22 protein-coding genes are annotated in these 21,990 nt (G+C 64.8%); 20 read left to right on the top strand and 2 right to left on the bottom strand.

All coding sequences use genetic code 11. The features are described 5' to 3' along the window. The first annotated feature begins 34 nt into the window (after window positions 1–34). Genes GWG67_RS12675 through GWG67_RS12640 form a run of 8 tightly spaced genes read left to right on the top strand, consistent with a single transcriptional unit; the run spans window position 35 to window position 7,811 of the window. On the top strand, window positions 35–859 hold the full coding sequence (locus GWG67_RS12675) for an ABC transporter substrate-binding protein (RefSeq protein ID WP_275169648.1): 825 nt from the start codon (window positions 35–37) through the stop codon (window positions 857–859). After that, window positions 856–1,713: an amino acid ABC transporter permease gene (locus GWG67_RS12670; protein WP_275169647.1), complete on the top strand. Its 858-nt coding sequence runs from the start codon at window positions 856–858 to the stop codon at window positions 1,711–1,713. The genes GWG67_RS12675 and GWG67_RS12670 overlap by 4 nt, the downstream gene beginning before the upstream one ends. Further along, window positions 1,710–2,474 carry an amino acid ABC transporter ATP-binding protein gene (locus GWG67_RS12665; protein ID WP_275169646.1) on the top strand — a complete coding sequence of 255 codons (765 nt, stop codon included), beginning with the start codon at window positions 1,710–1,712 and terminating at the stop codon, window positions 2,472–2,474. The genes GWG67_RS12670 and GWG67_RS12665 overlap by 4 nt, the downstream gene beginning before the upstream one ends. Window positions 2,475–2,489: 15 nt before the next feature. Beyond that, on the top strand, window positions 2,490–3,305 hold the full coding sequence (locus tag GWG67_RS12660; protein WP_275169645.1) for an ABC transporter substrate-binding protein: 816 nt from the start codon (window positions 2,490–2,492) through the stop codon (window positions 3,303–3,305). Beyond that, complete coding sequence (locus GWG67_RS12655; protein ID WP_275169644.1) at window positions 3,292–4,176, top strand: polysaccharide deacetylase; 885 nt, start codon at window positions 3,292–3,294, stop codon at window positions 4,174–4,176. The genes GWG67_RS12660 and GWG67_RS12655 overlap by 14 nt, the downstream gene beginning before the upstream one ends. Window positions 4,177–4,184: 8 nt before the next feature. Next, the gene (locus GWG67_RS12650) at window positions 4,185–4,835 is read left to right on the top strand and encodes an aspartate/glutamate racemase family protein (protein WP_275169643.1); all 651 of its coding nucleotides are present in this window, start codon (window positions 4,185–4,187) and stop codon (window positions 4,833–4,835) included. Between the two features lie 22 nt (window positions 4,836–4,857). Next, window positions 4,858–6,441, top strand: a complete 1,584-nt coding sequence (locus tag GWG67_RS12645) for an ABC transporter substrate-binding protein (RefSeq protein ID WP_275169642.1) — start codon at window positions 4,858–4,860, stop codon at window positions 6,439–6,441. Further along, window positions 6,438–7,811, top strand: coding sequence for an amidohydrolase family protein (locus GWG67_RS12640; RefSeq protein WP_275169641.1), 1,374 nt, complete (start codon window positions 6,438–6,440; stop codon window positions 7,809–7,811). The genes GWG67_RS12645 and GWG67_RS12640 overlap by 4 nt, the downstream gene beginning before the upstream one ends. On the opposite strand, the gene GWG67_RS12635 is transcribed toward GWG67_RS12640, so the two are convergent. Continuing rightward, window positions 7,801–8,715: a LysR substrate-binding domain-containing protein gene (locus tag GWG67_RS12635; RefSeq protein ID WP_275169640.1), complete on the bottom strand. Its 915-nt coding sequence runs from the start codon at window positions 8,713–8,715 to the stop codon at window positions 7,801–7,803. The two genes, GWG67_RS12640 and GWG67_RS12635, sit on opposite strands and share 11 nt — an antisense overlap. A 272-nt stretch (window positions 8,716–8,987) precedes the next feature. Between GWG67_RS12635 and GWG67_RS12630 the strand changes: the two genes are divergently transcribed. The 9 genes from GWG67_RS12630 to GWG67_RS12590 are packed head-to-tail and all read left to right on the top strand — an operon-like array spanning window position 8,988 to window position 17,112. Next, the gene (locus GWG67_RS12630; RefSeq protein WP_275169639.1) at window positions 8,988–10,022 is read left to right on the top strand and encodes an ABC transporter substrate-binding protein; all 1,035 of its coding nucleotides are present in this window, start codon (window positions 8,988–8,990) and stop codon (window positions 10,020–10,022) included. 23 nt (window positions 10,023–10,045) lie between these two features. Continuing rightward, a complete protein-coding gene (locus tag GWG67_RS12625; protein WP_275169638.1) occupies window positions 10,046–11,080 on the top strand; it encodes an ABC transporter ATP-binding protein in 1,035 nt (344 codons plus the stop codon). Next, window positions 11,077–11,952, top strand: a complete 876-nt coding sequence (locus GWG67_RS12620; RefSeq protein WP_275169637.1) for an ABC transporter permease — start codon at window positions 11,077–11,079, stop codon at window positions 11,950–11,952. The genes GWG67_RS12625 and GWG67_RS12620 overlap by 4 nt, the downstream gene beginning before the upstream one ends. Then, entirely contained in the window at window positions 11,949–12,755 is an 807-nt protein-coding gene (locus tag GWG67_RS12615; protein ID WP_275169636.1) for an ABC transporter permease, read from the top strand. The genes GWG67_RS12620 and GWG67_RS12615 overlap by 4 nt, the downstream gene beginning before the upstream one ends. 8 nt (window positions 12,756–12,763) lie before the next feature. After that, entirely contained in the window at window positions 12,764–13,909 is a 1,146-nt protein-coding gene (locus tag GWG67_RS12610) for an FAD-binding oxidoreductase (RefSeq protein WP_275169635.1), read from the top strand. Between the two features lie 10 nt (window positions 13,910–13,919). Further along, a complete protein-coding gene (locus tag GWG67_RS12605) occupies window positions 13,920–14,216 on the top strand; it encodes a (2Fe-2S)-binding protein (protein ID WP_007614350.1) in 297 nt (98 codons plus the stop codon). Beyond that, window positions 14,213–15,631: an NAD(P)/FAD-dependent oxidoreductase gene (locus GWG67_RS12600; protein ID WP_275169634.1), complete on the top strand. Its 1,419-nt coding sequence runs from the start codon at window positions 14,213–14,215 to the stop codon at window positions 15,629–15,631. Before GWG67_RS12605 ends, GWG67_RS12600 begins: the two co-directional genes overlap by 4 nt. Continuing rightward, a complete protein-coding gene (locus GWG67_RS12595; protein ID WP_275169633.1) occupies window positions 15,628–16,749 on the top strand; it encodes an FAD-binding oxidoreductase in 1,122 nt (373 codons plus the stop codon). The genes GWG67_RS12600 and GWG67_RS12595 overlap by 4 nt, the downstream gene beginning before the upstream one ends. A 15-nt stretch (window positions 16,750–16,764) precedes the next feature. Next, on the top strand, window positions 16,765–17,112 hold the full coding sequence (locus GWG67_RS12590) for a RidA family protein (protein ID WP_275169632.1): 348 nt from the start codon (window positions 16,765–16,767) through the stop codon (window positions 17,110–17,112). A 264-nt stretch (window positions 17,113–17,376) separates the two neighbouring features. Here the strand turns inward: GWG67_RS12590 and GWG67_RS12585 are convergent, their stop codons facing one another. Next, a complete protein-coding gene (locus GWG67_RS12585) occupies window positions 17,377–18,711 on the bottom strand; it encodes a dicarboxylate/amino acid:cation symporter (protein ID WP_275169631.1) in 1,335 nt (444 codons plus the stop codon). 125 nt (window positions 18,712–18,836) lie between these two features. Here GWG67_RS12585 and GWG67_RS12580 point away from each other — a divergent pair, with 125 nt between their 5' ends. From GWG67_RS12580 to GWG67_RS12570, 3 genes are all read left to right on the top strand, one after another. Next, window positions 18,837–20,156, top strand: coding sequence for a solute carrier family 23 protein (locus tag GWG67_RS12580; RefSeq protein ID WP_275169630.1), 1,320 nt, complete (start codon window positions 18,837–18,839; stop codon window positions 20,154–20,156). Between the two features lie 73 nt (window positions 20,157–20,229). After that, window positions 20,230–21,066 (top strand): SDR family oxidoreductase, encoded by an 837-nt coding sequence (locus tag GWG67_RS12575; RefSeq protein ID WP_275169629.1) that lies wholly within the window; start codon window positions 20,230–20,232, stop codon window positions 21,064–21,066. A 52-nt stretch (window positions 21,067–21,118) separates the two neighbouring features. Further along, on the top strand, window positions 21,119–21,925 hold the full coding sequence (locus GWG67_RS12570; RefSeq protein WP_275169628.1) for an NAD-dependent protein deacetylase: 807 nt from the start codon (window positions 21,119–21,121) through the stop codon (window positions 21,923–21,925). Window positions 21,926–21,990: the final 65 nt, after the last annotated feature.

Below are 21,990 nucleotides of genomic sequence, written 5' to 3'. Positions count from 1 at the left end.
AGGACGTTCCAACAACACTGGCAAAGGATCCGATATGACGCGCCTCTCGTATTTCCTCGGCATCGTAGCGTTGGCGGCCGTGACGTCCGCGCAGGCGGCGGAGCTTCCGGCGGAAATCAAGCAGGCGGGCGCGTTGAAGCTCACGGTCAACTCCACTTACGCGCCGATGGAATACCGCGATCCTGCGACGAATGAGCTGGTCGGGCTCGACGTCGATCTGGCGAACGAACTCGCCAAGCGGCTCGGCGTGAAGATCGTCTGGAGCGAGACGCCGTTCGCCGAGTTGATCCCCTCGCTCCAGACCAAGCGCGCCGATTTCATTATCTCCGGCATCTCCGATCGCGCGTCGCGGCGCGAGACCGCGGATTTCGTCGATTATCTCGGGACCGGCCCGCAGTTCTTCGTGATGGCGGAGAACGAAGCCAAGGCTGCGACCGATCTCTGCGGCAAGAAGGTCGGGACTACCCGCAGCACCAGCTTCCCGGTCGAGATCGAGAAGTGGAGCAAGCAGAATTGCGAGCCGGCCGGCAAGCCAGTGATCCAGTACGTGCCGGGCGAGAACTCGATCGACGTTCGCAACCAGCTCAAGCAGGGCCGCATCGACGCCGCCGTGCAGGGCAGCGAGACGCTGCCTTATGCGCAGACGCAGGAACCCGGCAAATACCGCGTGATCGGCGAGCCCTTTGCCAAAGGCTATCAGGGCATCATGTTCCGCAAGGACGATGCGGCGCTTCGTGAGGTCGTGACCGAGAAGCTCGCCGCGATGATCGCCGACGGCTCCTACAAGGCCGTTCTCGACAAATGGGGTCTCGGCGCCAACGCGGTCGCCCAGCCCATGCTGAACGCAGCGCCGCAATGAAGTCGGTACCGGCACTCGCGGAGGGTTTTCCCGATCTATCGGGGATGCGGATCGCGCGCAAGCCGCATTGGTTTCGCTGGATCAGCGCAGCGCTGATCATTGCTGTGCTTGCATTGATCGTTCGCGCCTTTGCCAGCGGCCAGATCGAATGGTCCTATGTCAGCCGCTTTCTGACCGTAAAGGTGATTCTCGAAGGCATCGTCAACACCATGGTGATGGCGGTGCTGGCGATGGCGCTCGGCATCTTCCTCGGCGTGGTGGTCGCGATCATGCGGCTGTCGCCCAATCCGGTGCTGAAGACCGTCGCAGCTGGCTACACCTGGTTTTTCCGCGGCACACCGCTGATCCTGCAACTGCTGCTGTGGTTCAATCTCGCGCTGGTGTTTCCGACCATCGGCATTCCCGGCCTTTGGAGCGCGCGCGCCGTCGACGTCATGACGCCGTTCCTTGCCGCGCTGCTTGGGCTCGGCATCAACCAGGGCGCCTATACGTCGGAAGTGATGCGCGCCGGCATGCTGTCGGTCGATATCGGGCAATATGAGGCGGCGCAGGCGATCGGCATGGGACGCTTGCGAGCGCTGCGCCGCATCGTCTTGCCGCAGGCGATGCGGGTGGTGATCCCGCCGCTCGGCAACGAGTTCATCGGCATGGTGAAGGCGACCTCGCTCGCCAGCGTCATCCAGTATCCGGAACTGCTGCACAACGCCGAAAACATCTACTACGCCAATTCGCGCGTGATCGAACTCCTGATCGTGGCCGGGCTCTGGTACCTCCTCGTCGTCTCGGTCCTGACGCCGCTCCAGATGCTGCTCGAGCGCCGTTTTGCGCGTGGCACATTGCGGCTCGCACGATGACAAAACCCCTCGTCGCGATCCGCTCCGTCAGCAAGAGTTTTGGCGAGTTTCAGGCTCTCAAAAACGTCACGCTCGACATCCGGCCCGGCGAGGTGATGTGCCTAATCGGAGCTTCCGGTTCCGGCAAGACCACACTGCTCCGCTGCATCAACCAGCTCGCCGCGATCGACAGTGGCGGCATCTGGCTCGATGGCGAGCTCTTGGGCGTGCGCGAGCAGGGCGGGCGGCTGCATCGCCTCACCGAGCGCGAAATCGGGCGGCAGCGGCTGAAAACCGGCATGGTGTTCCAGCGCTTCAACCTGTTTCCGCACAAAACCGCGCTCGAAAACATCACCGAAGGTCCGCTCCAGGTGCAGGGCCGAAAACCCGACGAGGTGCGTGCGGAGGCGATCGAGCTGCTGCGGCGCGTCGGATTGTCGGCCAAAGCGGACTCGTATCCCGCCCAGCTCTCCGGCGGCCAGCAGCAGCGGGTCGCGATTGCCCGCGCGCTTGCCATGAAGCCGATGCTGTTGCTGTTCGACGAGCCGACCAGCGCGCTCGATCCCGAGCTCGTCGGCGAGGTCTTGGCGGTCATGAAGGAGTTGGCGCGGAGCGGCATGACCATGATGGTCGTGACACACGAACTCGGCTTCGCGCGCGAGGTCGCCGACCGCGTCGTCTACATGGACCAGGGCGCGATCGTCGAGCAGGGGCGTGCATCCGATGTCTTGGGCGCGCCGCGCGAGGAGCGTACCAGGGCATTTCTTTCGGCAGTGATCTAGCATGGGGGCGTATTGATGAAGAGACTTCTGGTTACGGCAGCACTCGTTGGCGCCATGAGCGCGCCGGTCATGGCAGTCGAGCTGCCGGCGGAGATCGCCAAGCGCGGCAGCATCAAGGTCGCGCTGGTGCCGAACTATCCGCCGATGGAGTTCCGAGATCCCGCCACCAACGCGTTGTCCGGTTTCGACATCGATCTCGGCGAGGCCATCGGCCGCAAGCTCGGCGTCAAGATCGAATGGCAGGAGACCAGCTTTGCCGAGTTCATGCCGTCGATCTCGACCGGGCGGGTGGACGCCATCCTGTCCGGCTTCACGGACTATGCCAGCCGCCACGAGATCGCGTCTTTCGTCGATTATCTGCGCAGCGGTCCGCAGTTCTTCGTGCAGCAGTCGCGCAAGGCGGAGTTCAAGGACGCAGCCGCGCTCTGCGGCAAGAAGGTCGGCGCCAGCCGCCGTACCATGTTCCCGGCGCAGATCGCGGCCTGGAGCGAGAAGAATTGCGGCACCAATCCGATCCAGTTCGTCGGCACCGACGGCTCGGCCGACGCCCGCACCCAGCTCAGGCAGGGCCGCATCGATGCCGCCGCCCAGGGCAACGAGACGCTGCCCTACATCATGGACCTCGAGCCCGGCACCTATGCGACTGTGGGCGAGCCCATCGCGCAGCAATTCACCGGCATCGCCCTGCCGGTCAAGGAAAAGGCGCTGCAGCAAGCCATTCTGGAGGCGGTCGATGCGCTGATCGCGGACGGCACCTATCGTACGCTGCTTGCCAAGTGGAAACTGACCGACAACGCACTCGAAAAGGCGACCATCAATGCTGGACAGTAAGGCGCTCCAGAGCATTCCGCTCGTTCCGGCCAACACCGCGGATCCTGCGCCGGAATACCCCTGGCCGAAGCCGTACAATTCGGCGATGTTCCTGTCGTTCGACGTCGACGCGGAGAGCGCATGGACCAGCAAGGACGCGGTGCACGCGCAGCGGCTCATCACCATGAGCTATGGCGGCTATGAGGCGCGCGTCGGCACGCCGAAACTCCTGGAGCTGCTCGATCAGCTCGATCTCAAGGCGACCTTCTTCGTCACGGGATGGTCGGTCGACGCGCATCCGGCGATGGCCGAGTCCATTCTCAAGGCCGGCCACGAGATCGGCCACCACGGCTATCACCATCTCCTTCCGGATCCCGGCGATCCCTGGATCGAGGAGGAGCTGGAGCGCGGCTTTGATGCGCTCAAGCGCCGGCTTGGCGTCAGGCCGACCGGCTATCGCGCGCCTTACGGCGAGTTCACCGAGGAGCTGCGGGTGGCGCTGGTGCGCCACGGCATCGTCTACACCTCCTCGTTTCGCGACGACGTGCGGCCCTATCGGCATCGTCTCGCCGACGGCAAGCCCGGCACGATCGAGCTGCCGGTGACCGCAAGCTATGACGACTGGATGCACGGCCTGTCCGCGCGCTTCAGTCCGCGCTCGATTTTCCCGAAGGAGCATGTGCTTTCGATCTGGAAGGACGAGCTCGACGAAGTCCGCGACTGGGGCGCGATGGTGACGACCGTGCTGCATCCGCAATGCAGCGGCCGACCGATGCGGCTGCGCCTGCTGCGAGAGTTCCTGAGTTACGCAAAGTCGTGCCCGGACGTCTGGATCACGACCGGTGAGAAGATCGCAGCCAACTTCCTGCGCCATGAGGCCGGCAAAAGTTGAGCCACGCCATGACCCGCATCCTTGTCATCAACCCCAACTCCTCCGCATCGGTGACGGCGGCGATCGACGACGCGGTCGCGCCGCTGCGCATCGCCGGCGGACCGGAGATCGACGTCGTGGGCCTTGCCGAGGGGCCGCCCGGCATCAGCTCGCAACGTGACGCCGACAGCGTTGTGATGCCGCTGGTCAATCGTGTGTCGCGCGACGATGCGGATGCCCTCGTGCTGGCCTGCTTCAGCGATCCCGGCCTGCATGCGGTGCGCGAGGCAGCCGCCGGGCGCCCGGTGATGGGCATCGCCGAGTGCGGCATCTTTCGCGCGCTGATGCTGGGCGAACGTTTTGGAATTATCGCGCTGTCGCCGTCGAGCATCCGCCGTCAGCAGCGGATGGTGCGATTGATGGGCGTCGATAGTCGTTATGCTGGAAGCTGGTCGGTCGGAGCGAGCGCGGCCGAGACGGCGGGCGCGGACATCCGGCGCCGGTTGATCGAAGCCGGCCGCGCGCTCGTCACGCAATGCCGTGCCGATGTCGTGGTGATGGGCTGCGCCGGCATGGCCTCGCATCGCGCGGCGATTGCGGAAGCGATCGGCGTTCCCGTGGTCGAGCCGGCGCAACAGGCGGTGGCCGCTGCGATCGGTGCCGTCTTGCTGAACACGTAAGATCCTTCAGGAGCCTCTTGCAATGCCCGTCTCTCGCCGTTCGCTCCTCAAGGCCGCAGCCGCTGTACCGGCGCTGTCGTTCCCGGGCATCCTGCGCGCCGAATCCCAGACCACGCTGCGCTTCATTCCCGTTATCGACCTCGCCTTCGTCGACCCCATCTATTCCACGGCACAAGTGTCGCGAAACCATGGCTTCATGGTCTACGACAAGCTCTATGGCATCAGCTCTTCGCTCCAGGTCTCGCCGCAGATGCTGTCGGGCCATGTCGTCTCCGGTGATGGGCTGCAATGGGACCTCAGCTTGCGCGACGGCCTGTTCTGGCACGACGGCGAGCGCGTGCTTGCCCGCGACTGCGTCGCGAGCATCCGCCGCTGGGCCGCACGCGACGGCTTTGGCGGTGAGCTGATGGAGGCGACTGACGAACTGTCGGCCACTGACGACCGCACCATCCGCTTCCGCCTCAAGCGTCCGTTCCCGCTACTGCCGCAGGCGCTCGGGAAGGCCGCGATCAACGCGTGCTTCATGATGCCGGAGCGGCTGGCGAGCCAGGATCCGTTCAAGCCACTGACCGAAGTGATCGGCAGCGGCCCGTTCCGCTATCTCGCCGACGAGCGTGTGCAGGGTGCGCGCAACGCCTATGCCAGGTTCGAGCGCTATCAGCCGCGCAGCGACGGCAAGCCGGATTGGACCGCGGGTCCGAAGATCGTGCACTACGATCGGGTGGTCTGGACCACCACGCCCGATGCCGGCACCGGCGTCGCCGCGCTGCAAACCGGCGAGCAGGACTGGCAGGAAACCACGCCGCACGATCTGCTGCCGATCATCAAGGCTGCCGGCGACATCGAGACGCGCATCCTCGATCCCCGGGGTTATGCCTGCATGCTGCGCCTCAATCATCTTCAGCCGCCGTTCGACAACCCTGCCGTTCGCCGCGCGCTCCTGGGGGCGATCGATCAATCCGCCTTCATGACCGCGGTGGCCGGTACCGATCCGAACTTCCAGGTCTCCCCGATCGGCTATTTCGCGCCGAATACGCCGATGGCGAGCGAGGTCGGCCTCGACGTGTTCCGCGGCCCGCGTGACTACGCCAAGGTGAAGGCCGATCTCAAGGCCGCGGGCTACAATGGTGAGAAGATCGTGGTGCTCGTGCCCACCAACTCGCTGGCGCAGAAGCCGCTTGGCGAGATCGCCGTCGACTCCTTGCGCAAGGCGGGCATGAACGTCGAATATGCCGGGCTCGATTTCGCCGTGGTGTTGCAGCGCCAGCTCAAGAAAGATCCGCTTCCGCAGGGCGGCTGGAGCGCCGCAGTGGGCAACTGGCAGGGCATCGACTGGCTCAATCCGGCCGGCAACACCAACATCCGGGGTGAGGGCAAGGTCGCCGGCTGGTATGCGAGCGAGAAGATGGGAGCCTTGCGCAGCCAATGGCTCGCGGCCTCCGAGCTCGCGGAGCAGCAGCGCATCTGCCGTGAGATCCAGGCGGTGGCCTTCCAGGAAATCCCCTATATTCCGATCGGCCTGTACAAGCAGCCGACCGCCTATCGCAAAGCCATCACCGGCATTCTCGACGGCACCGCCGTCTTCTGGAACGTACGCCCCGCATGAGCACCTCAGCAATTTTCGGCAGCTATGTGCTGTCACGCAAGGACGGCGCGCAGGACGTGTTGCGCGACCACTGGGTGCTGATCGAAGGCAAGACGATCGCCGCGGTCACGCGCGATAAGCCGCGCGCGGACGAGGTGCATGACCGCCCCGGCCGTTTCGTTCTGCCCGGCCTCCTCAACCTACACAATCACTGCTTCTCGGAAGCGGTGGCGCGCAGCCACACCGAGGACGGCAATGGCCGCAAGAACAACCAGAGCATCGTCTACACGGTGCTTTTGCCGCTGACCAAGCGCGGCGCTGATATCTTGTCGGCGGAAGAGCGCATGGCGGTCGCGCGGCTCGGCATTCTTCAACTCCTGAAGGGCGGCGCCACCACGGTGATGGAGCCGTTCCGCAATTCGATCCCGGAGATGTTCGACGCGGCGGAAGAGATGGGCATCCGCTTCTACGGTGCGCCCTATCTGTTCTCGACGTCCGACGCCAAGGCCGGTCCCGACGGCGTGGTTCGCTACTCCGGCGATGACGGCACCGCCGACATGGCGACCTGGGATGCGCTCTACCAGCGCTGGAACAATCGCGGCGACGGTCGCATCGGCCTTGCGATGAGCCCACACGCCACCGACACCTGCGGCCCCGATCTCTTGAAAGCCTGCGCCACGCGGGCGCGCGCGCTTGGCGTTCCCATTACGACGCATATGGCGCAGAGCCGTGCCGAGGTCGAGACCATCGGCAAGCGCTATGGCGGCCGCACGCCGGCGCAATATCTCGACTGGCTCGGCCTGCTGGCCCCGGATCTGATGGCGGCGCACTGCATGTTCAGCACCGACGACGATCTCAAGCTGATGGCCGCGCGCGGCATGACGGTTCTCAACTGCCCGCGCGTGTTTGCGCGCGCCGGCGTCACCGCGGCCTTCAGCCGGTTCGCGGAGCACGGCGTTCGCACCGTGGTCGGCACCGACGGCTACAACATGGACCTGCTCGGCGAGCTCAATGCCGCCTCGCTGATCTCCAAGATCACCTCAGCGCGCGCTGACGTCGCGAACTCGCCCCAGCTGATCGAGGCCAACACGGCAATCGCCGCAGACGTGATCAAGCGGCCTGACCTCGGCCGCATCGAGCCCGGCGCGACCGCCGACCTCACGATCGTCGATCTCACCCATCCGCATCTTCAGCCGCTGTTCGACCCGCGCCGGGCGCTGATCGCGCTCGCCAATCGCGCCAATATCGATCAGGTCATGGTCGACGGCCGTATGCTGGTCGATGCCGGCCGCTATCTTGGCGCCGACGAAGCGGCGATCACGGCGGCGGGGACGGCTGCGATCGGCAAGATCTGGGACCTGCCGGAGGCGCAGGCGGCGTTCAACGGCTGAGAGCTGCCTCCTCGAATTCCGCGAGCGACTTGCGCATGGTCTCGACCAGATCCAGCGCCACCGGCGAGGGGCTGCGCTGCGCCGGAAAGACCGCCGAGAATTCGAAATCGATGCGCGGCAGAAAGCGGCGCACGACGACGCCGCGGGTGGAAAATTCCTGCGCGGTGAAGGGATCGCAGATCGCGACCCCGAGCCCCGACGACACCATGCCGCACATGATCTCGGACAGCGCGGTCTCCACCCGCAGCACGCGGCGGACATCGTGACGGTGGAATATCTGATCGACGAGATGACGGCTCGACGAGCCCGCTGATAACGAGATGAAGGTCTCGCCCTCGAAGTCGTGCGGCTCCAAAACTTCCTTTTCCGCGAGGCGATGACCTGTCGGCAGCACGGCAACGCGCGCCGGCGCCGGCAGCTTCTGGCTCGGAAGGCCGGAATGCGCGATCGGCACCTCGGCAAAGCCGATGTCGCATTGATTGTTCAGCACCCAGTCGACCACGATCGGCGAGATCACACCGAAGAAGGCGAGGTTGAGGTTGGGCCGCTCTTTCAGAAAATGCCCGGCCAGTCGGGGCAGATAGCCATTCGACAGCGCTGGAAGTGCTGCGATCCGCAGTGAGCCGGTGCGGCGGCCGCGGATTTCCTCGGCTGCCGCGGTGATGCGTTCGAGGCCGACGAAGGAGCGCTCGACTTCGGTGTAGAGTGCCATTGCCGCAGCGGTCGGCACCAGGCCGGTGCCGCGCCGTTCGAACAACTCCATCTTCAACAGCGCCTGGAGGTCGCGCAGCAACCGGCTGACCGCCGGCTGCGTCACGGTCATCAGCGCCGCCGCCTCGGTCACGCTGCCGGTCAGCATCGTCGCTCGGAAGGCCTCCACCTGCCGCGAATTGATCCGCGCCATCCCGATTTCCATTCATAACATTTCGGCATGCAGAGGCTGCCATTATTCATTGGACGATGGAAGCCAGAGTTTGCGATCCTTTTCATCAGAGCTGGAAAAGGCCCGCTTTTTCGGCAGATTGGAGGGGTTCAAACCTCCGGATCGCGCCAAAACCCGTCCACCAGGGGCCGGAGCCCTGGTCGGAGAGGGATTTGCGCGGAAGGAAATGCGGAAGGTTCAGCCAACGAGACTCGTCGGCACGTCACCTCATCCCGGTATGGAGATCGGACCACATGAAGACTTTTCGCCTTCTGACAGCGGTCAGCATCGCGGCTCTCATCGCCGCCCCGTCGGTCGCCACGGCCCAGCAAAAGACGCTCTATGTCGCCGGCTATGGCGGCTCGTTCGAAAAGACCATCCGCGACGAGGTGATCCCGACCTTCGAGAAGGAGAACGGCGTCAAGGTCGAGTACGTCGCCGGCAACTCCACCGACACGCTGGCAAAGCTACAGGCGCAAAAGGGCAACCAGCAGATCGACGTCGCCATCGTCGACGACGGCCCGATGTACCAGGCGATCCAGCTCGGCTTCTGCGGCAAGCTCGACGGACTGCCGGCCGATCTCTACGACACCGCGCGCTTCAAGGACGATCACGCGGTCGCAATCGGCATCGTCGCGACCGGCCTGATGTACAACACCAAGGTGTTTGCAGAGAAGGGCTGGGCGCCGCCGAGCTCCTGGAACGATTTGAAGGACACGAAATACGCCAAGCAGCTCGTGATCCCGCCGATCAACAACACCTATGGCCTCGAAGCGCTGGTGATGCTGTCGAAGATGAACGGCGGCGGCGAGTCCAATGTCGATTCCGGCTTCAAGATCTTCAAGGAGCAGATCAATCCGAACGTGCTCGCCTATGAGCCGTCGCCGGGCAAGATGACCGAGCTGTTCCAGTCCGGCCAGGCCGTGATCGCGGTGTGGGGCACGGGCCGCGTGCAGAGCTTTGCCAATACCGGCTTCCCCGTCGACTTCGTCTATCCCAAGGAAGGCGCCGCGACATTGCTGACCACCGCCTGTCCCATCACCAAGCCGAATGTCTCGCCGCTCGCGGCGAGCTTCATCAAGAAGCTGCTCGACCCGAAAACCCAGCTGGTTTTGCTGAAGGACTATGGCTATGGCCCAGTGCTGAAATCGCTGGTGATCCCGCCCGAGCTCGGCAAGATGGCGCCGATCGGCGAGCGTGCCGCAAAGCTCTATAATCCGGACTGGACCGTCATCAACGACAAGCGCGAGGAATGGACCAAGCGCTGGAATCGCGAGGTCGAGCGCTGATCGGTCATACCGGAGACAGTGCGATGGCCTATCTCGAGCTCGAAGGGGTCGCCAAGCAATTCGGAGCGCAGACTGTCGTCGATGACTTCAGTCTCGCGGTCGGGAAGGGGGAGTTCATCTCCTTCCTCGGCCCCTCCGGCTGCGGCAAGACCACGACCCTGCAGATGATCGCGGGCTTCCTCGACCCCACCCGCGGCGCAATCCGGCTGGAAGGCAAGGATCTGACCGCGATCCATCCGGCCAAACGCGGGCTCGGGATCGTGTTCCAGAGCTACGCGCTGTTTCCACACATGACCGCGGCCGAGAATGTCGCCTTCGGCCTTGAGATGCGCAATGTGCCGCGCGGTGAACGGACCGAGCGTGTCCGCGCCGCGCTTGCGATGGTCGGGCTTGCCGGCTACGAGGAGCGTCATCCGCGCCGCATGTCCGGCGGCCAGCAACAGCGCGTGGCGCTGGCGCGCGCGCTGGTGATCAAGCCGAGCGTGCTGCTGCTCGACGAGCCGCTTTCCAATCTCGACGCCAAGCTGCGCGAGGAGATGCAGATCGAGCTGCGCCAGATCCAGCGCACCATCGGCACCACCACGATCCTCGTCACCCACGACCAGAACGAGGCGATGTCGCTGTCCGACCGCATCGTGGTGATGAGCCAGGGCCGGATCGAGCAGATCGGCACGCCGCAGGAGACCTATGAGAAGCCGGCCTCGGCCTTCGTCTCGCAGTTTTTGGGCAAGACCAACGACTTTGCCGCGACGATCGATCGAACGAGTGCGCCTGCGCGATTGATCGCGGGCTCGTGGAGCGCGCCCGCGCCTGCCGGGCGCAGCGGTGCCGTCACCATCAGCATTCGCCCCGAGCGGATCGACTTTGGCGACGCAGGCCTCAGCGCAAAGATCGTCACGCGCATCTTCCAGGGTAATCACTGGCTGTTCCAGTGCGAGAGCGAATGTGGCCCGGCGACCGTGATCCGCCAGAATGACGGCCAGTCGCAGCCGGTCGAAGGCGAGGCAGTTCACCTCACCTGGCGGCCGGAGGACATGGGCGTGAGGGGCGCCGCATGAGCGCTTCTGCCGAGGAACGAAACGCGCGCACGCCCTGGGTGCTGACCGCGCCCGCTTTGATGCTGTTCGTCGGCGTGCTCCTGATTCCGCTCGCAATGACCGTGATGCTGTCGTTCCACGACTGGGGCCAGTACAAGGGCATCGAGCCCGTCTTCATCCTCAAGAACTGGCATGAGATCGTAACCGATCCCTATTACGCCGAGATGTTCGGACGGACGTTTCGCATCGCGATCCTGACCACGCTGCTCACCGCCGTGCTCGGTGCGCCCGAAGCCTACATTCTCAACCGCATGAGCGGATGCTGGAAGAGCGTTTTCCTGCTGGTCATCCTGGGGCCGCTGCTGATTTCCGTGGTGGCGCGGACGCTCGGCTGGGCGCTGCTGTTCGGCGGCAACAACGGGCTCGTCAACAAGCTGCTGATGTCGGCCGGGGTGATCCGCGCGCCTATCCCCTTCATGTTCACCGAAACCGGCATGGTGGTCGCGCTCGCGCACGTGATGATGCCGTTCATGGTGCTGTCGGTGTGGGCGGCGCTGCAGCGTCTCGATCCGCAGATCGAGAATGCCGCGCTGTCGCTCGGCGCCGGCCCCGTGACCATCATCCGCCGCATCATCATGCCACAGATCATGCCGGGCGTGCTGTCGGGGGCGATCATCGTGTTCTCGCTCTCGGCCAGTGCGTTTGCGACGCCCGCGATCATCGGCGGTCGCCGGCTCAAGGTCGCGGCGACGCTCGCCTATGACGAATTCCTCAACACGCTGAACTGGCCGCTGGGTGCGGCGGTCGCCACGCTGCTGCTGGCCGCGCTGGTCTTGATCGTCGTCGGCAGCAACGCACTGATCGAGCGCCGTTACGCCGAGGTGTTCCGATGAGCCGGAACGGGCCGCTCGCGCTGATCTTCCACACCATCTTTGTCATCGTCATGGTGGCGCCGATCCTCGTCGTCTGCCTCGTTGCGTTCACGCCTGAAGGCTTCCTGTCGCTGCCGACAAACGGCTTTTCGCTGCGCTGGTTCAGGGCGATCGCCAACTATCCCGAATTCGTCCATGCTTTCTGGGTCAGTCTTGGTCTTGGCGCACTGTCCTCCTTCGTTGCGCTGCTGTTCGCGGTGCCTGCCGCGCTGGCGATCGCGCGCTATCGGTTCCGCGGTCGTGACACATTGGCGGCATTGTTCCTGTCGCCGCTGATGATCCCGCATGTCGTGCTCGGCATCGCATTCCTGCGCTTCTTCACCTCGGCTGGACTCGGCGGCAGCTTCGTCGCGCTGATCATCGCGCATGTCATCATCGTGTTTCCGTTCGCGCTGCGGCTGACGCTGGCGGCGGCGACCGGTATGGACCTCTCGGTCGAGATGGCGGCGGTCTCGCTCGGCGCCGGCGGCTGGACGCTGTTCCGCCGCGTGACGCTGCCGTTGATCCTGCCCGGCGTCATCAGCGGCTGGGCGCTCGCCTTCATCCAGTCCTTCGACGATCTCACCATGACCGTCTTCCTCGCGGCACCCGGCACCGAAACACTGCCGGTGCGCATGTTTCTGTACATCCAGGACAACATCGATCCACTGGTGACGTCGGTCTCGGCCTGCGTGATCGCGATCACCATGACCGCCCTCATTCTGCTCGACCGCTTCTACGGGCTCGACCGCGTGCTCGCCGGCAAGGGCGATACAGGGCGATAGGAGAATCCATGCGAACAGATTACGACGTCGCCGTCGTCGGCGGCGGATTGCTCGGCTCCGCCATCGCCTGGGGCCTCGGCCGGCTCGGCAGACGCGTCGCCGTGCTCGACGAAGGCGACATCACCAAGCGTGCCTCGCGTGCCAACTTTGCGCTGGTCTGGGTGCAGAGCAAGGGGCTCGGCATGCCGGCCTATACGGTGTGGACCGTGCAGGCGTCACAAGCATGGAGCCGGCTCGCGTCCGAGCTGAAGCAGCAGACCGGCCTGGATGTCTCTCTTCAGCAGAATGGCGGCTTTCATCTCACGCTCGGCGAAGACGAATTCGGCCAGCGCGCCGAGCTGGTCAAGCGCATGCACAACCAGACTGGCGCCGCCGACTACAAGATGGAGATGCTGTCGGCATCCGAGGTGAAGAAGGCGCTGCCGCTGATCGGGCCCGAGGTCTCGGGCGGCAGTTATTGTCCGCTCGACGGTCACGTCAATTCGCTGCGCACGTTTCGTGCGTTCCACACCGGCTTCAAGGCATTCGGCATCGATTATCTTCCGGAGCGTCCGGTCTCGGCGATCAGCCAGAGCGGCGGCGAATTCCGCCTGAACACGCCCCAAGGCGAGCTCCGTGCCGCCAAGATCGTGCTCGCCGCCGGCAATGCCAACCAAACGCTGGCGCCGATGGTCGGTCTCTACGCGCCGATGGGCCCGACCCGTGGCCAGATCGTGGTGACCGAACGCACCATGCCGTTCCTGCCGCATCCGCTGACCACGATCCGCCAGACCGACGAGGGCACGGTGATGATCGGCGACAGCAAGGAAGACGAACTCGACGATCGCGCGATGAAGCATTCGATCAGCGCCGTGATGACCGATCGCGCGCAGCGCATGTTTCCACATTTATCGCGGCTCAACGTGGTCAGAAGCTGGGCCGGCATCCGCGTCATGCCGCAGGACGGCTTTCCGATCTACGACCAGTCGGAGACGCATCCCGGCGCCTTCGTCGCCTGCTGCCATTCCGGCGTGACGCTCGCCTCCAACCACGCTTTCGAGATCGCGCGGATGGTCGCGCAGGGCGCGCTTGAGCCGGAGCTGGTCGGCGCGTTCTCGGCTAGCCGTTTTGGCGCCGCCGGTGCCGCGAACAACAGCGGCTACTTGAGATATTGAAGGAACCCAGATGTTCAAACGATCCGAGCAGGACAAGCGGCCGCCGGTGCAAATCTTCGTCGATGGCGTTGCCGTCGCGGCGCGGCAGGGCGACACCGTCTCCGCGGCCCTGCTGGCCTCGAGCTGCGATGCGCGCCGTTCGACCGCGGTGAGCGGCGCGCCGCGTTTGCCCTATTGCATGATGGGCGTGTGCTTCGATTGCCTCGTCACCATCGACGGCGTCGGCAACCGACAGGGCTGCCTGGTGCCGGTCACTGAGGGCATGCAGATCGAGATTCAGAAGGGCAAGCGGGAGATCGGAAAATGACTGTGGCTCCCAAACGTGAAGAATACGACGTCGTGGTGATCGGGGCCGGGCCCGCCGGCCTTGCCGCTGCTACGACGTCCGCCGAAGCCGGCCTGTCGACGCTGCTGCTTGACGAGAATGTCGGGCCCGGCGGCCAGGTGTTCCGCGCCATCGCCTCGACGCGGGTGACCGAGCGCAATCAGCTCGGCGCCGACTATTGGGCGGGCGCCGATCTCGTGCGGGCGCTCCGCGCGAGCGCCGCCGAGGTCATCCACCGTGCCACCGTCTGGAGCCTCGACCGCAACCTCGATATCGCCGTCTCGATCGGTGGCGCCTCCGCGTTCGTCAAGGCGAAGCGCGTGATCCTCGCGACCGGAGCACTGGAGCGGCCGTTCCCGATTCCGGGCTGGACGCTGCCGGGCGTGATGACCGCGGGTGCCGCGCAGACGATGTTGAAATCATCGGCCCTGGTGCCGGACGGCCGCGCGGTGATCGCGGGGCAGGGGCCGTTGCTCTGGCTGCTCGCCGCGCAGATTTTGCGTCTCGGTGGCCGCATCGATCGCATTCTCGACACCACCGAGCGCGGCAATTATTTTGCGGCTCTCCCCCACGCCTTCGCGTTTCTGACCTCGCCCTATTTCGCCAAGGGCCTGTCAATGATGCGCGAGGTGAAGGCGAAGGTGCAGGTCGTCTCCGGCGTCACCGAACTTTCGGCATCCGGCGACGGCCAGCTCGCGAGCGTGAGCTATGTCGCCGGCGGCAAGCGCGAGACCATACCTGCGGATCTCTTGCTGCTGCATCAGGGCGTCGTGCCCAACGTCAATATGGCGATGGCGGCCGGAATCGAGCATCGCTGGGATGATCTGCAATTGTGCTGGTCTCCGGTGCTCGATACCAGCGGAAATTCGTCGGTCGCCGGCATTGCGATTGCTGGCGACGGCGCCGGCATCGGCGGTGCGAACGCAGCCGTGGTGCGCGGCCGCATCGCGGCGCGCGCGGCCGTGGAGGCGTTGGCGCCTGCGGCCGCCGCGAAGCTTCCAGCAATGGCGAGCCTCCGCGCCGATCTCGCCAAGGCCGACCGTGGCCGCGTTTTCCTCGACACGCTGTTCCGTCCGGCGCCTCAGTTTCGCATTCCCGCGGGCGACACCATCGTCTGTCGCTGCGAGGAGGTCACCGCAAAGGATATTCTCGACGCCGTCGCGATCGGCGCGACCGGGCCGAACCAGCTGAAGGCCTATCGCCGCACCGGCATGGGCCCGTGCCAGGGTCGGCTCTGTGGCCTCACCGTCACCGAGCTAATGGCGCAGGCGCGGGGCAAGAGCCCGCAGGAGATCGGCTATTACCGGCTACGCGCGCCGGTCAAGCCGATCACGCTCGCCGAGCTTGCCGCCGTGCCGAAGAGCGAAGACGACATCAAGGCGGTGGTGCGCGGATGACGAAAAACGTGGATGCGATCGTCGTCGGCGGCGGCATCCACGGGTGCTCGACTGCGCTACATCTGTGTCTCGCCGGCCTGAAGCCGGTGCTGATCGAGAAGGACTATGCGGGCCGGCACGCCTCCGGCGTCAACGCAGGCGGCGTGCGCCAGCTTGCGCGGCACATCCCCGAAATCCCGCTTTCGATCCGCTCGATGGGAATCTGGGAGAAGATCACCGATCTCCTCGACGACGATTGCAGCTTTGAGAGCTATGGACAGGTCCTCGTCGCAGAGAACGAGGAGGAACTCGCGATCTGCCGTGCACGTGTGGCCGAGCTCAACGCGCTCGGCTTTACCCACGAGGAGCTGATCGATGCGGCCGAGCTGCGGCGCCTCGTGCCTGCGGTCGCCGAGACCTGTCCCGGCGGCGTGGTCTCGCGCCGTGACGGCGCCGCCAATCCCGCGCAGGCGACGACCGCGTTCCGGCGCAAGGTCGGGCAGCTCGGTGCGACCGTGCGCGAGGGCGTTGCCGCCACGAACATCCGGCACATTGATGGCCTCTGGCATGTCGATGTCGGCGCCGAGACCTTTGCCGCGCCGGTGCTCGTCAATGCCGCCGGCGCCTGGGCCGGGACCATCGCAGCCGCGCTCGGTGAGCCCGTTCCGGTCGAAACCGTGGCGCCGATGCTGATGATCACCTCGCGCGTGCCGCACTTCATCGATCCCGTCGTGATCCTGCGCGGACGCAAACTGTCCTTCAAGCAATTCAAGAACGGCACGGTGTTGATCGGCGGCGGCCATCTGGCAACGCCGTATCAGGACCGCAACGAGACGGTGCTGGACTGGAAGAGCCTCGCGACCAGCGCCCGCACCGTGTTCGAGCTGTTCCCGGTCATGCGCGAGGCGACGATCATGCGGGCCTGGGCCGGCATCGAGGCCAAGACCAAGGACGATCTGCCCGTGTTTGGACCGAGTAGCCGCCACAAGGGCCTCTATCACCAGTTCGGCTTCTCGCTGCACGGTTTCCAGCTCGGCCCCGGCGCGGGCGCCGTCATGGCGGAGCTGATCGTCAACGGCGGCACCCAGACCCGCATCGGCGATCTCGGCATCGACCGTTTCCATCCTTCCACGCTCTAGCATCAAGAGGACATCATGAGCATTAGCCGCAGCATCCGCACCCCCATCATGCACCGCGCCGTCGAAGCCAACGGCTTCGTCTTCATTGGCGGCACCATCGCCGACGACACCTCGGTGTCGATGGGCGAGCAGACCCGCAACATCCTCGGCAAGATTGCCGGATATCTGAAGGAAGCGGGCACCGACAAGTCGCGCGTCGTGAGCACCTCGATCTTCGTCACGGATCTTTCGAAGAAGAAGGAGATGGACGCGGTCTGGACCGAGTTCTTCGGCGACAATCTGCCGACCCGCGCGACCGTCGGCGTCGCCGATCTCGGCGGCAGCGCGCTGATCGAGGTCGTGGTCACCGCGCTCAAGGGCTAACGGCGTCTGCCGATGTGGACTGAAGCCCGGCGTCCAGCCGCAGGAACGACGATGCCAATCCAGGCCGTCGACGGCGCGCCGGTCCCGGCGCGTCGCCCCTTGCAGTGATTTTCAAAAACCCGACGCCCTGCCCCCAGCGCGTCGGGTGGAAAACATGAGTATCAATCCGTGATCCCAACGCGATAGTTGTGACTCGCGGCGCGCCAATTGACCACTCCGGGAAACTACCGCGTTGGAACCGGGCTCCGCCAACCTGCGCGCGGCCTAGGAGGCGGCGCTGCCGCCCGGTTCAAGCGCCTCACCCATCTCCAGCGGATGGGCCATGGTCTCGTGCAGCGCATCGCGGTCGAGCTCGCCCTCGGAGATGCTGATGACGACGCAGGCGACGCCATTGCCGATCAGATTGGTCAGCGCGCGGCACTCGCTCATGAACTTGTCGATGCCGACCAGGATCGCGATCGACTGGATCGGGATGTCAGGCACGATCGAGAGCGTCGCCGCGAGCGTGATGAAGCCGGCGCCGGTCACGCCCGAGGCGCCCTTCGAGGTGATCATGGCGATGCCGAGTATGCCGAGCTCCTGCCAGATGGTCAGATGGGTATTGGTCGCCTGCGCCAGGAACAGCGTCGCCAGCGTCATGTAGATGTTGGTGCCGTCGAGGTTGAAGCTGTAACCGGTCGGAATGACGAGCCCGACCACCGAACGCGAGGCGCCGAGATGCTCCATCTTCTGGATCATCTGCGGCAGCACCGTCTCTGATGACGAGGTGCCGAGCACGATCAGCAGCTCGTCCTTGATGTAGGCGATGAAACGCAGGATCGAGAAGCCGGCGAGCCGCGCGATTGCGCCGAGCACGACCACAACGAACAGGATGCTGGTGAGATAGAACGTGCCGATCAGGGCCGCGAGGTTGAGCAGCGAACCGAGGCCGTAAGCCCCGACGGTGAAGGCCATTGCGCCGAACGCCCCGATCGGGGCGACGCGCACGATGATGCGGATGATGCCGAAGAACATCTTCGCGGCCTTGTCGATCGCCTCCGCAATGGGCTCGCCGGCCTTGCCGAGGAACGCGATGGCGAAGCCCGACAGGATCGAGATCAACAGCACCTGCAACAGATCGCCGCGCGCGATGGCGCCCAGATAGCTGTCGGGAATGATCGCCAACAGATGGGCGACGATGCCTTCTTCCTTGGCCTTGGTGACGTAGGTTGCCACCGACTTCGGGTCGATTGTGGCGGGATCGATATTGAAGCCGTGCCCGGGCTGGAGCACCTCACCGACCAGCAGGCCGACCGCGAGCGCGACGGTCGAGACCGTCTCGAAATAGATTAGTGACTTCAGACCGACCCGGCCGACGCGCTTAAGGTCGCCCATAGAGGAGATGCCGTGCACCACGGTGCAGAAGATCACCGGCGCGATCATCATCTTGATCAGCGCGATGAAGCCGTCGCCGAGCGGCTTCAGGGCCTTGCCGAGATCGGGATAGAAATAGCCGACGAGCACCCCGAGTGCGATCGCGATCAGCACCTGGATGTAGAGGATCTTGTACCAAGGCTGGTGCCGCCGGCGGATGGCTGGCTGGATCGCGATCTGTGTCATAGAGTAGGCCCCGGAACGTATTGGTCTTGTTTGATTTGCATCATGTGATGGCCGCCGCAGAAGCGACAATCACATTTTTGTCTGTTCGCACGAAGATCGGTCGCTGCACCGCAACTGGGGGGAACATGCCGATTGCAACGGGCTCCGAGCAGCGAGCGCAAGGCTATTTTCCGCGTTGGACTCTGAAGTCCGCCGGCGTGATCATGCCCGAGGAGCGGCTGCCGCTTGGCCAGACCGTCGTCTCCGGTCTCCAGCATTGCGTCGCAATGTCGGGCTCGACGATCATCGCGCCGCTGCTGATGGGGTTCGATCCCAATGTTGCGGTGCTGTTTTCCGGCATCGGCACGCTGATCTTCTTCGTCATCGTCGCGGGCCGCGTGCCGAGCTATCTCGGCTCGAGCTTCGCGTTCATCGCGGTCGTCATCGCCGCCACCGGCTATGCCGGGCACGGGCCGAACCCGAACCTGTCGGTTGCGCTTGGCGGCATCGTCGGGGCCGGCGTCCTTTACGGCGTGATCGCGCTGATCGTGATGTGGTCGGGGGTTGGCTGGGTCGAGAGGCTGTTGCCGCCGGCCGTCACCGGCGCCGTGGTCGCCGCGATCGGCCTCAACCTCGCGCCCGTGGCGGTCAAGGCAGTGAGCGCCAATGCGTTCGACACAGCAATCGGGCTCGCGACCGTTCTGATCATCGGCGTGGTTGCCGTTGCCGCACCTGGTCTATGGCGCCGCCTGCCGATCATTCTCGGCGCGATCGGCGGATATGTTTTGTACCTGTTGTTCGCGAACGGCCTCGGATTCGGCAAGCCGATTGACTTCACCCAGCTTGCGGCCGCGCCGTGGATCGGACTGCCGAGTTTTACCACGCCGACCTTCCAGGCCGATGCGATCGTCCTGATCGCGCCGGTTGCGATCATCCTCGTCGCCGAGAACCTCGGTCACATCAAGGCCGTCGGCGCCATGACGGGCCGGAGCCTTGACGACTATCTCGGCCGCGCCTTGCTCGCCGACAGCCTCGCAACCATCGTGGCTGCTTTCGGCGGCGGCACCGGCGTTACCACCTATGCCGAAAACATCGGCGTCATGGCGGCCACGAAGGTCTATTCGACCTTGCTGTTTGCGTTCGCGGCCATGGTATCCATCCTGCTCGGCTTCTCGCCGAAATTCGGCGCGCTGATCCTGTCGATCCCGGGTCCCGTCATCGGTGGGCTCTCGATCGTGCTGTTCGGATTGATCGCCGCGATGGCCGGCCGGATCTGGGTCGAGAACAAGGTCGACTTCTCAAGTCCGGCAAACCTGATCACCGTCGCGGTCGCGCTCACCGCAGGCGCCGGCGACCTCACGCTCAAATTCGGCGCCTTCACCATCGGCGGGATCGGCACCGCAACCTTTGGCGCCATCATCCTGTATCAGATACTGACCTCGCCATTCGCGCGCCGCGCCGAATGAATCGCAGCGTTGCGCTGAGGGATGGAACAAAAGGCCGGTTCCGTCGCTGATCAGGGCATCCCGGAGAGAACCCATGCCACAAACCGATCGCTCGACCTCGTTTCACTCGCGTCTTGTCGGCCAGTACGCGCTGGTGACCGGCGCCTCCCAAGGCATCGGCCGTGCCGTCGCCATCCGGCTTGCCCAGGAAGGCGCGACCGTCGCCATCAACTATTTCGGTCACCATGAAGGGGCCGAGGAGACACTCGCGCTGGCACGGACGGCATCGGGTGACCGCGGCCATGGCAAGCTCGATCACATCATCGTCAAGGCCGATGTCGGTCATGAGCAAGAGGTCGCCGCGATGTTCGAGACCATTCTGGCGCGCTGGAAGCGCCTCGACTGCCTCGTCAACAATGCCGGCTTCCAACGGGAATCGCCGAGCGAGTCGCTCGACATCGAAACCTACCGCCGCATCATCGACGTCAATCTCAACGGCGCCGTGTTCTGCGCCCAGAAGGCGCTCGCCCATTTCGTCGCGCGCGGCGCAGGCGGCAGCATCATCAATTGCTCCAGCGTGCACCAGATCATTCCAAAACCCGGCTACCTCGCTTATTCGATCAGCAAGGGCGGCATCGCCAATCTGACCCGCACGCTGGCGCTGGAATTCGCCGGCCGCGGCATTCGCGTCAATGCGGTCGGTCCCGGCGCGATCGACACCCCGATCAATACGGCCTGGACCGGCGATCCGGAAAAACGCGGCGTGGTCACCAGCCACATTCCGCTCGGCCGCGTCGGCACACCGGAAGAGATCGCTGCGGTGTTCGCCTTCCTCGCCTCGGACGAAGCAAGCTACATCACCGGGCAGACCATCTACGCCTGCGGAGGTTTGACGCTGTTTCCCGAATTCCGCGAGAACTGGGCGAGCTAGCGGGCTTCCTGGCCATCTGGCAAAACCGGCCTGCGCAGATTACATCTGCGCCATGACAAACCATCCGCTTCAGGATTTCGTCGGCCGGCACGAACGTCTGTTCGTGCTGACCGGCGCCGGCTGTAGCACCAATTCGGGCATTCCTGATTATCGCGACAGCCATGGTAACTGGAAGCGGACGCAGCCGGTGAACTTTCAGGCGTTCATGTCGGAAGAGCATACGCGTCGGCGCTATTGGGCGCGCAGCCTGATCGGCTGGCGGCGGTTCGGCCAGGCGAGGCCGAACGATGCGCATCACGCGCTCGCCCGGCTCGAGGCGAGCGGGCGTTGCGAAATGCTGCTGACCCAGAACGTCGACCGGCTGCATCAATCCGCAGGCCACCGCCAGGTGATCGACCTGCATGGCCGGCTGGACCTTGTCCGCTGCATGGGCTGCGGAGCGAAGACGCCGCGCAACGAATTCCAGGACAGGCTCGGCCACGCCAATGCAGCATGGCTCACGCTCGACGCCGCGGATGCGCCCGACGGCGACGCCGATCTCGAGCACGCCGATTTTTCGTCGTTCAAGGTGCCTCCTTGCGAAGCCTGCGGCGGCATCCTCAAGCCCGATGTCGTCTTCTTCGGCGAGAACGTCCCGCGCGATGTAGTCGCGACCGCGCAGGATCATCTGGCGCAGGCCGACGCCATGCTCATCGTCGGCTCGTCACTGATGGTCTATTCCGGCTTCCGCTTCGTGCAGGCTGCCGCGCGCCGGCAAATCCCGATCGCTGCGGTCAATCTTGGACGCACCCGCGCCGATGATCTCCTCACGCTGAAGGTCGAGGAGCGCTGTGAAGCGGCGCTTGCATTCCTGCTCTGATCGCGCGGGCTGCGAACACGCCTTGCCTATTGCATGGGTGCCAAGCAGAATAGCTGGACACAGCA

It is taken from the genome of Bradyrhizobium sp. CSS354 (assembly GCF_029051725.1).
In the GTDB taxonomy this organism is placed as follows: domain Bacteria; phylum Pseudomonadota; class Alphaproteobacteria; order Rhizobiales; family Xanthobacteraceae; genus Bradyrhizobium.
This window is presented reverse-complemented; position numbering and strand designations above follow the sequence as displayed.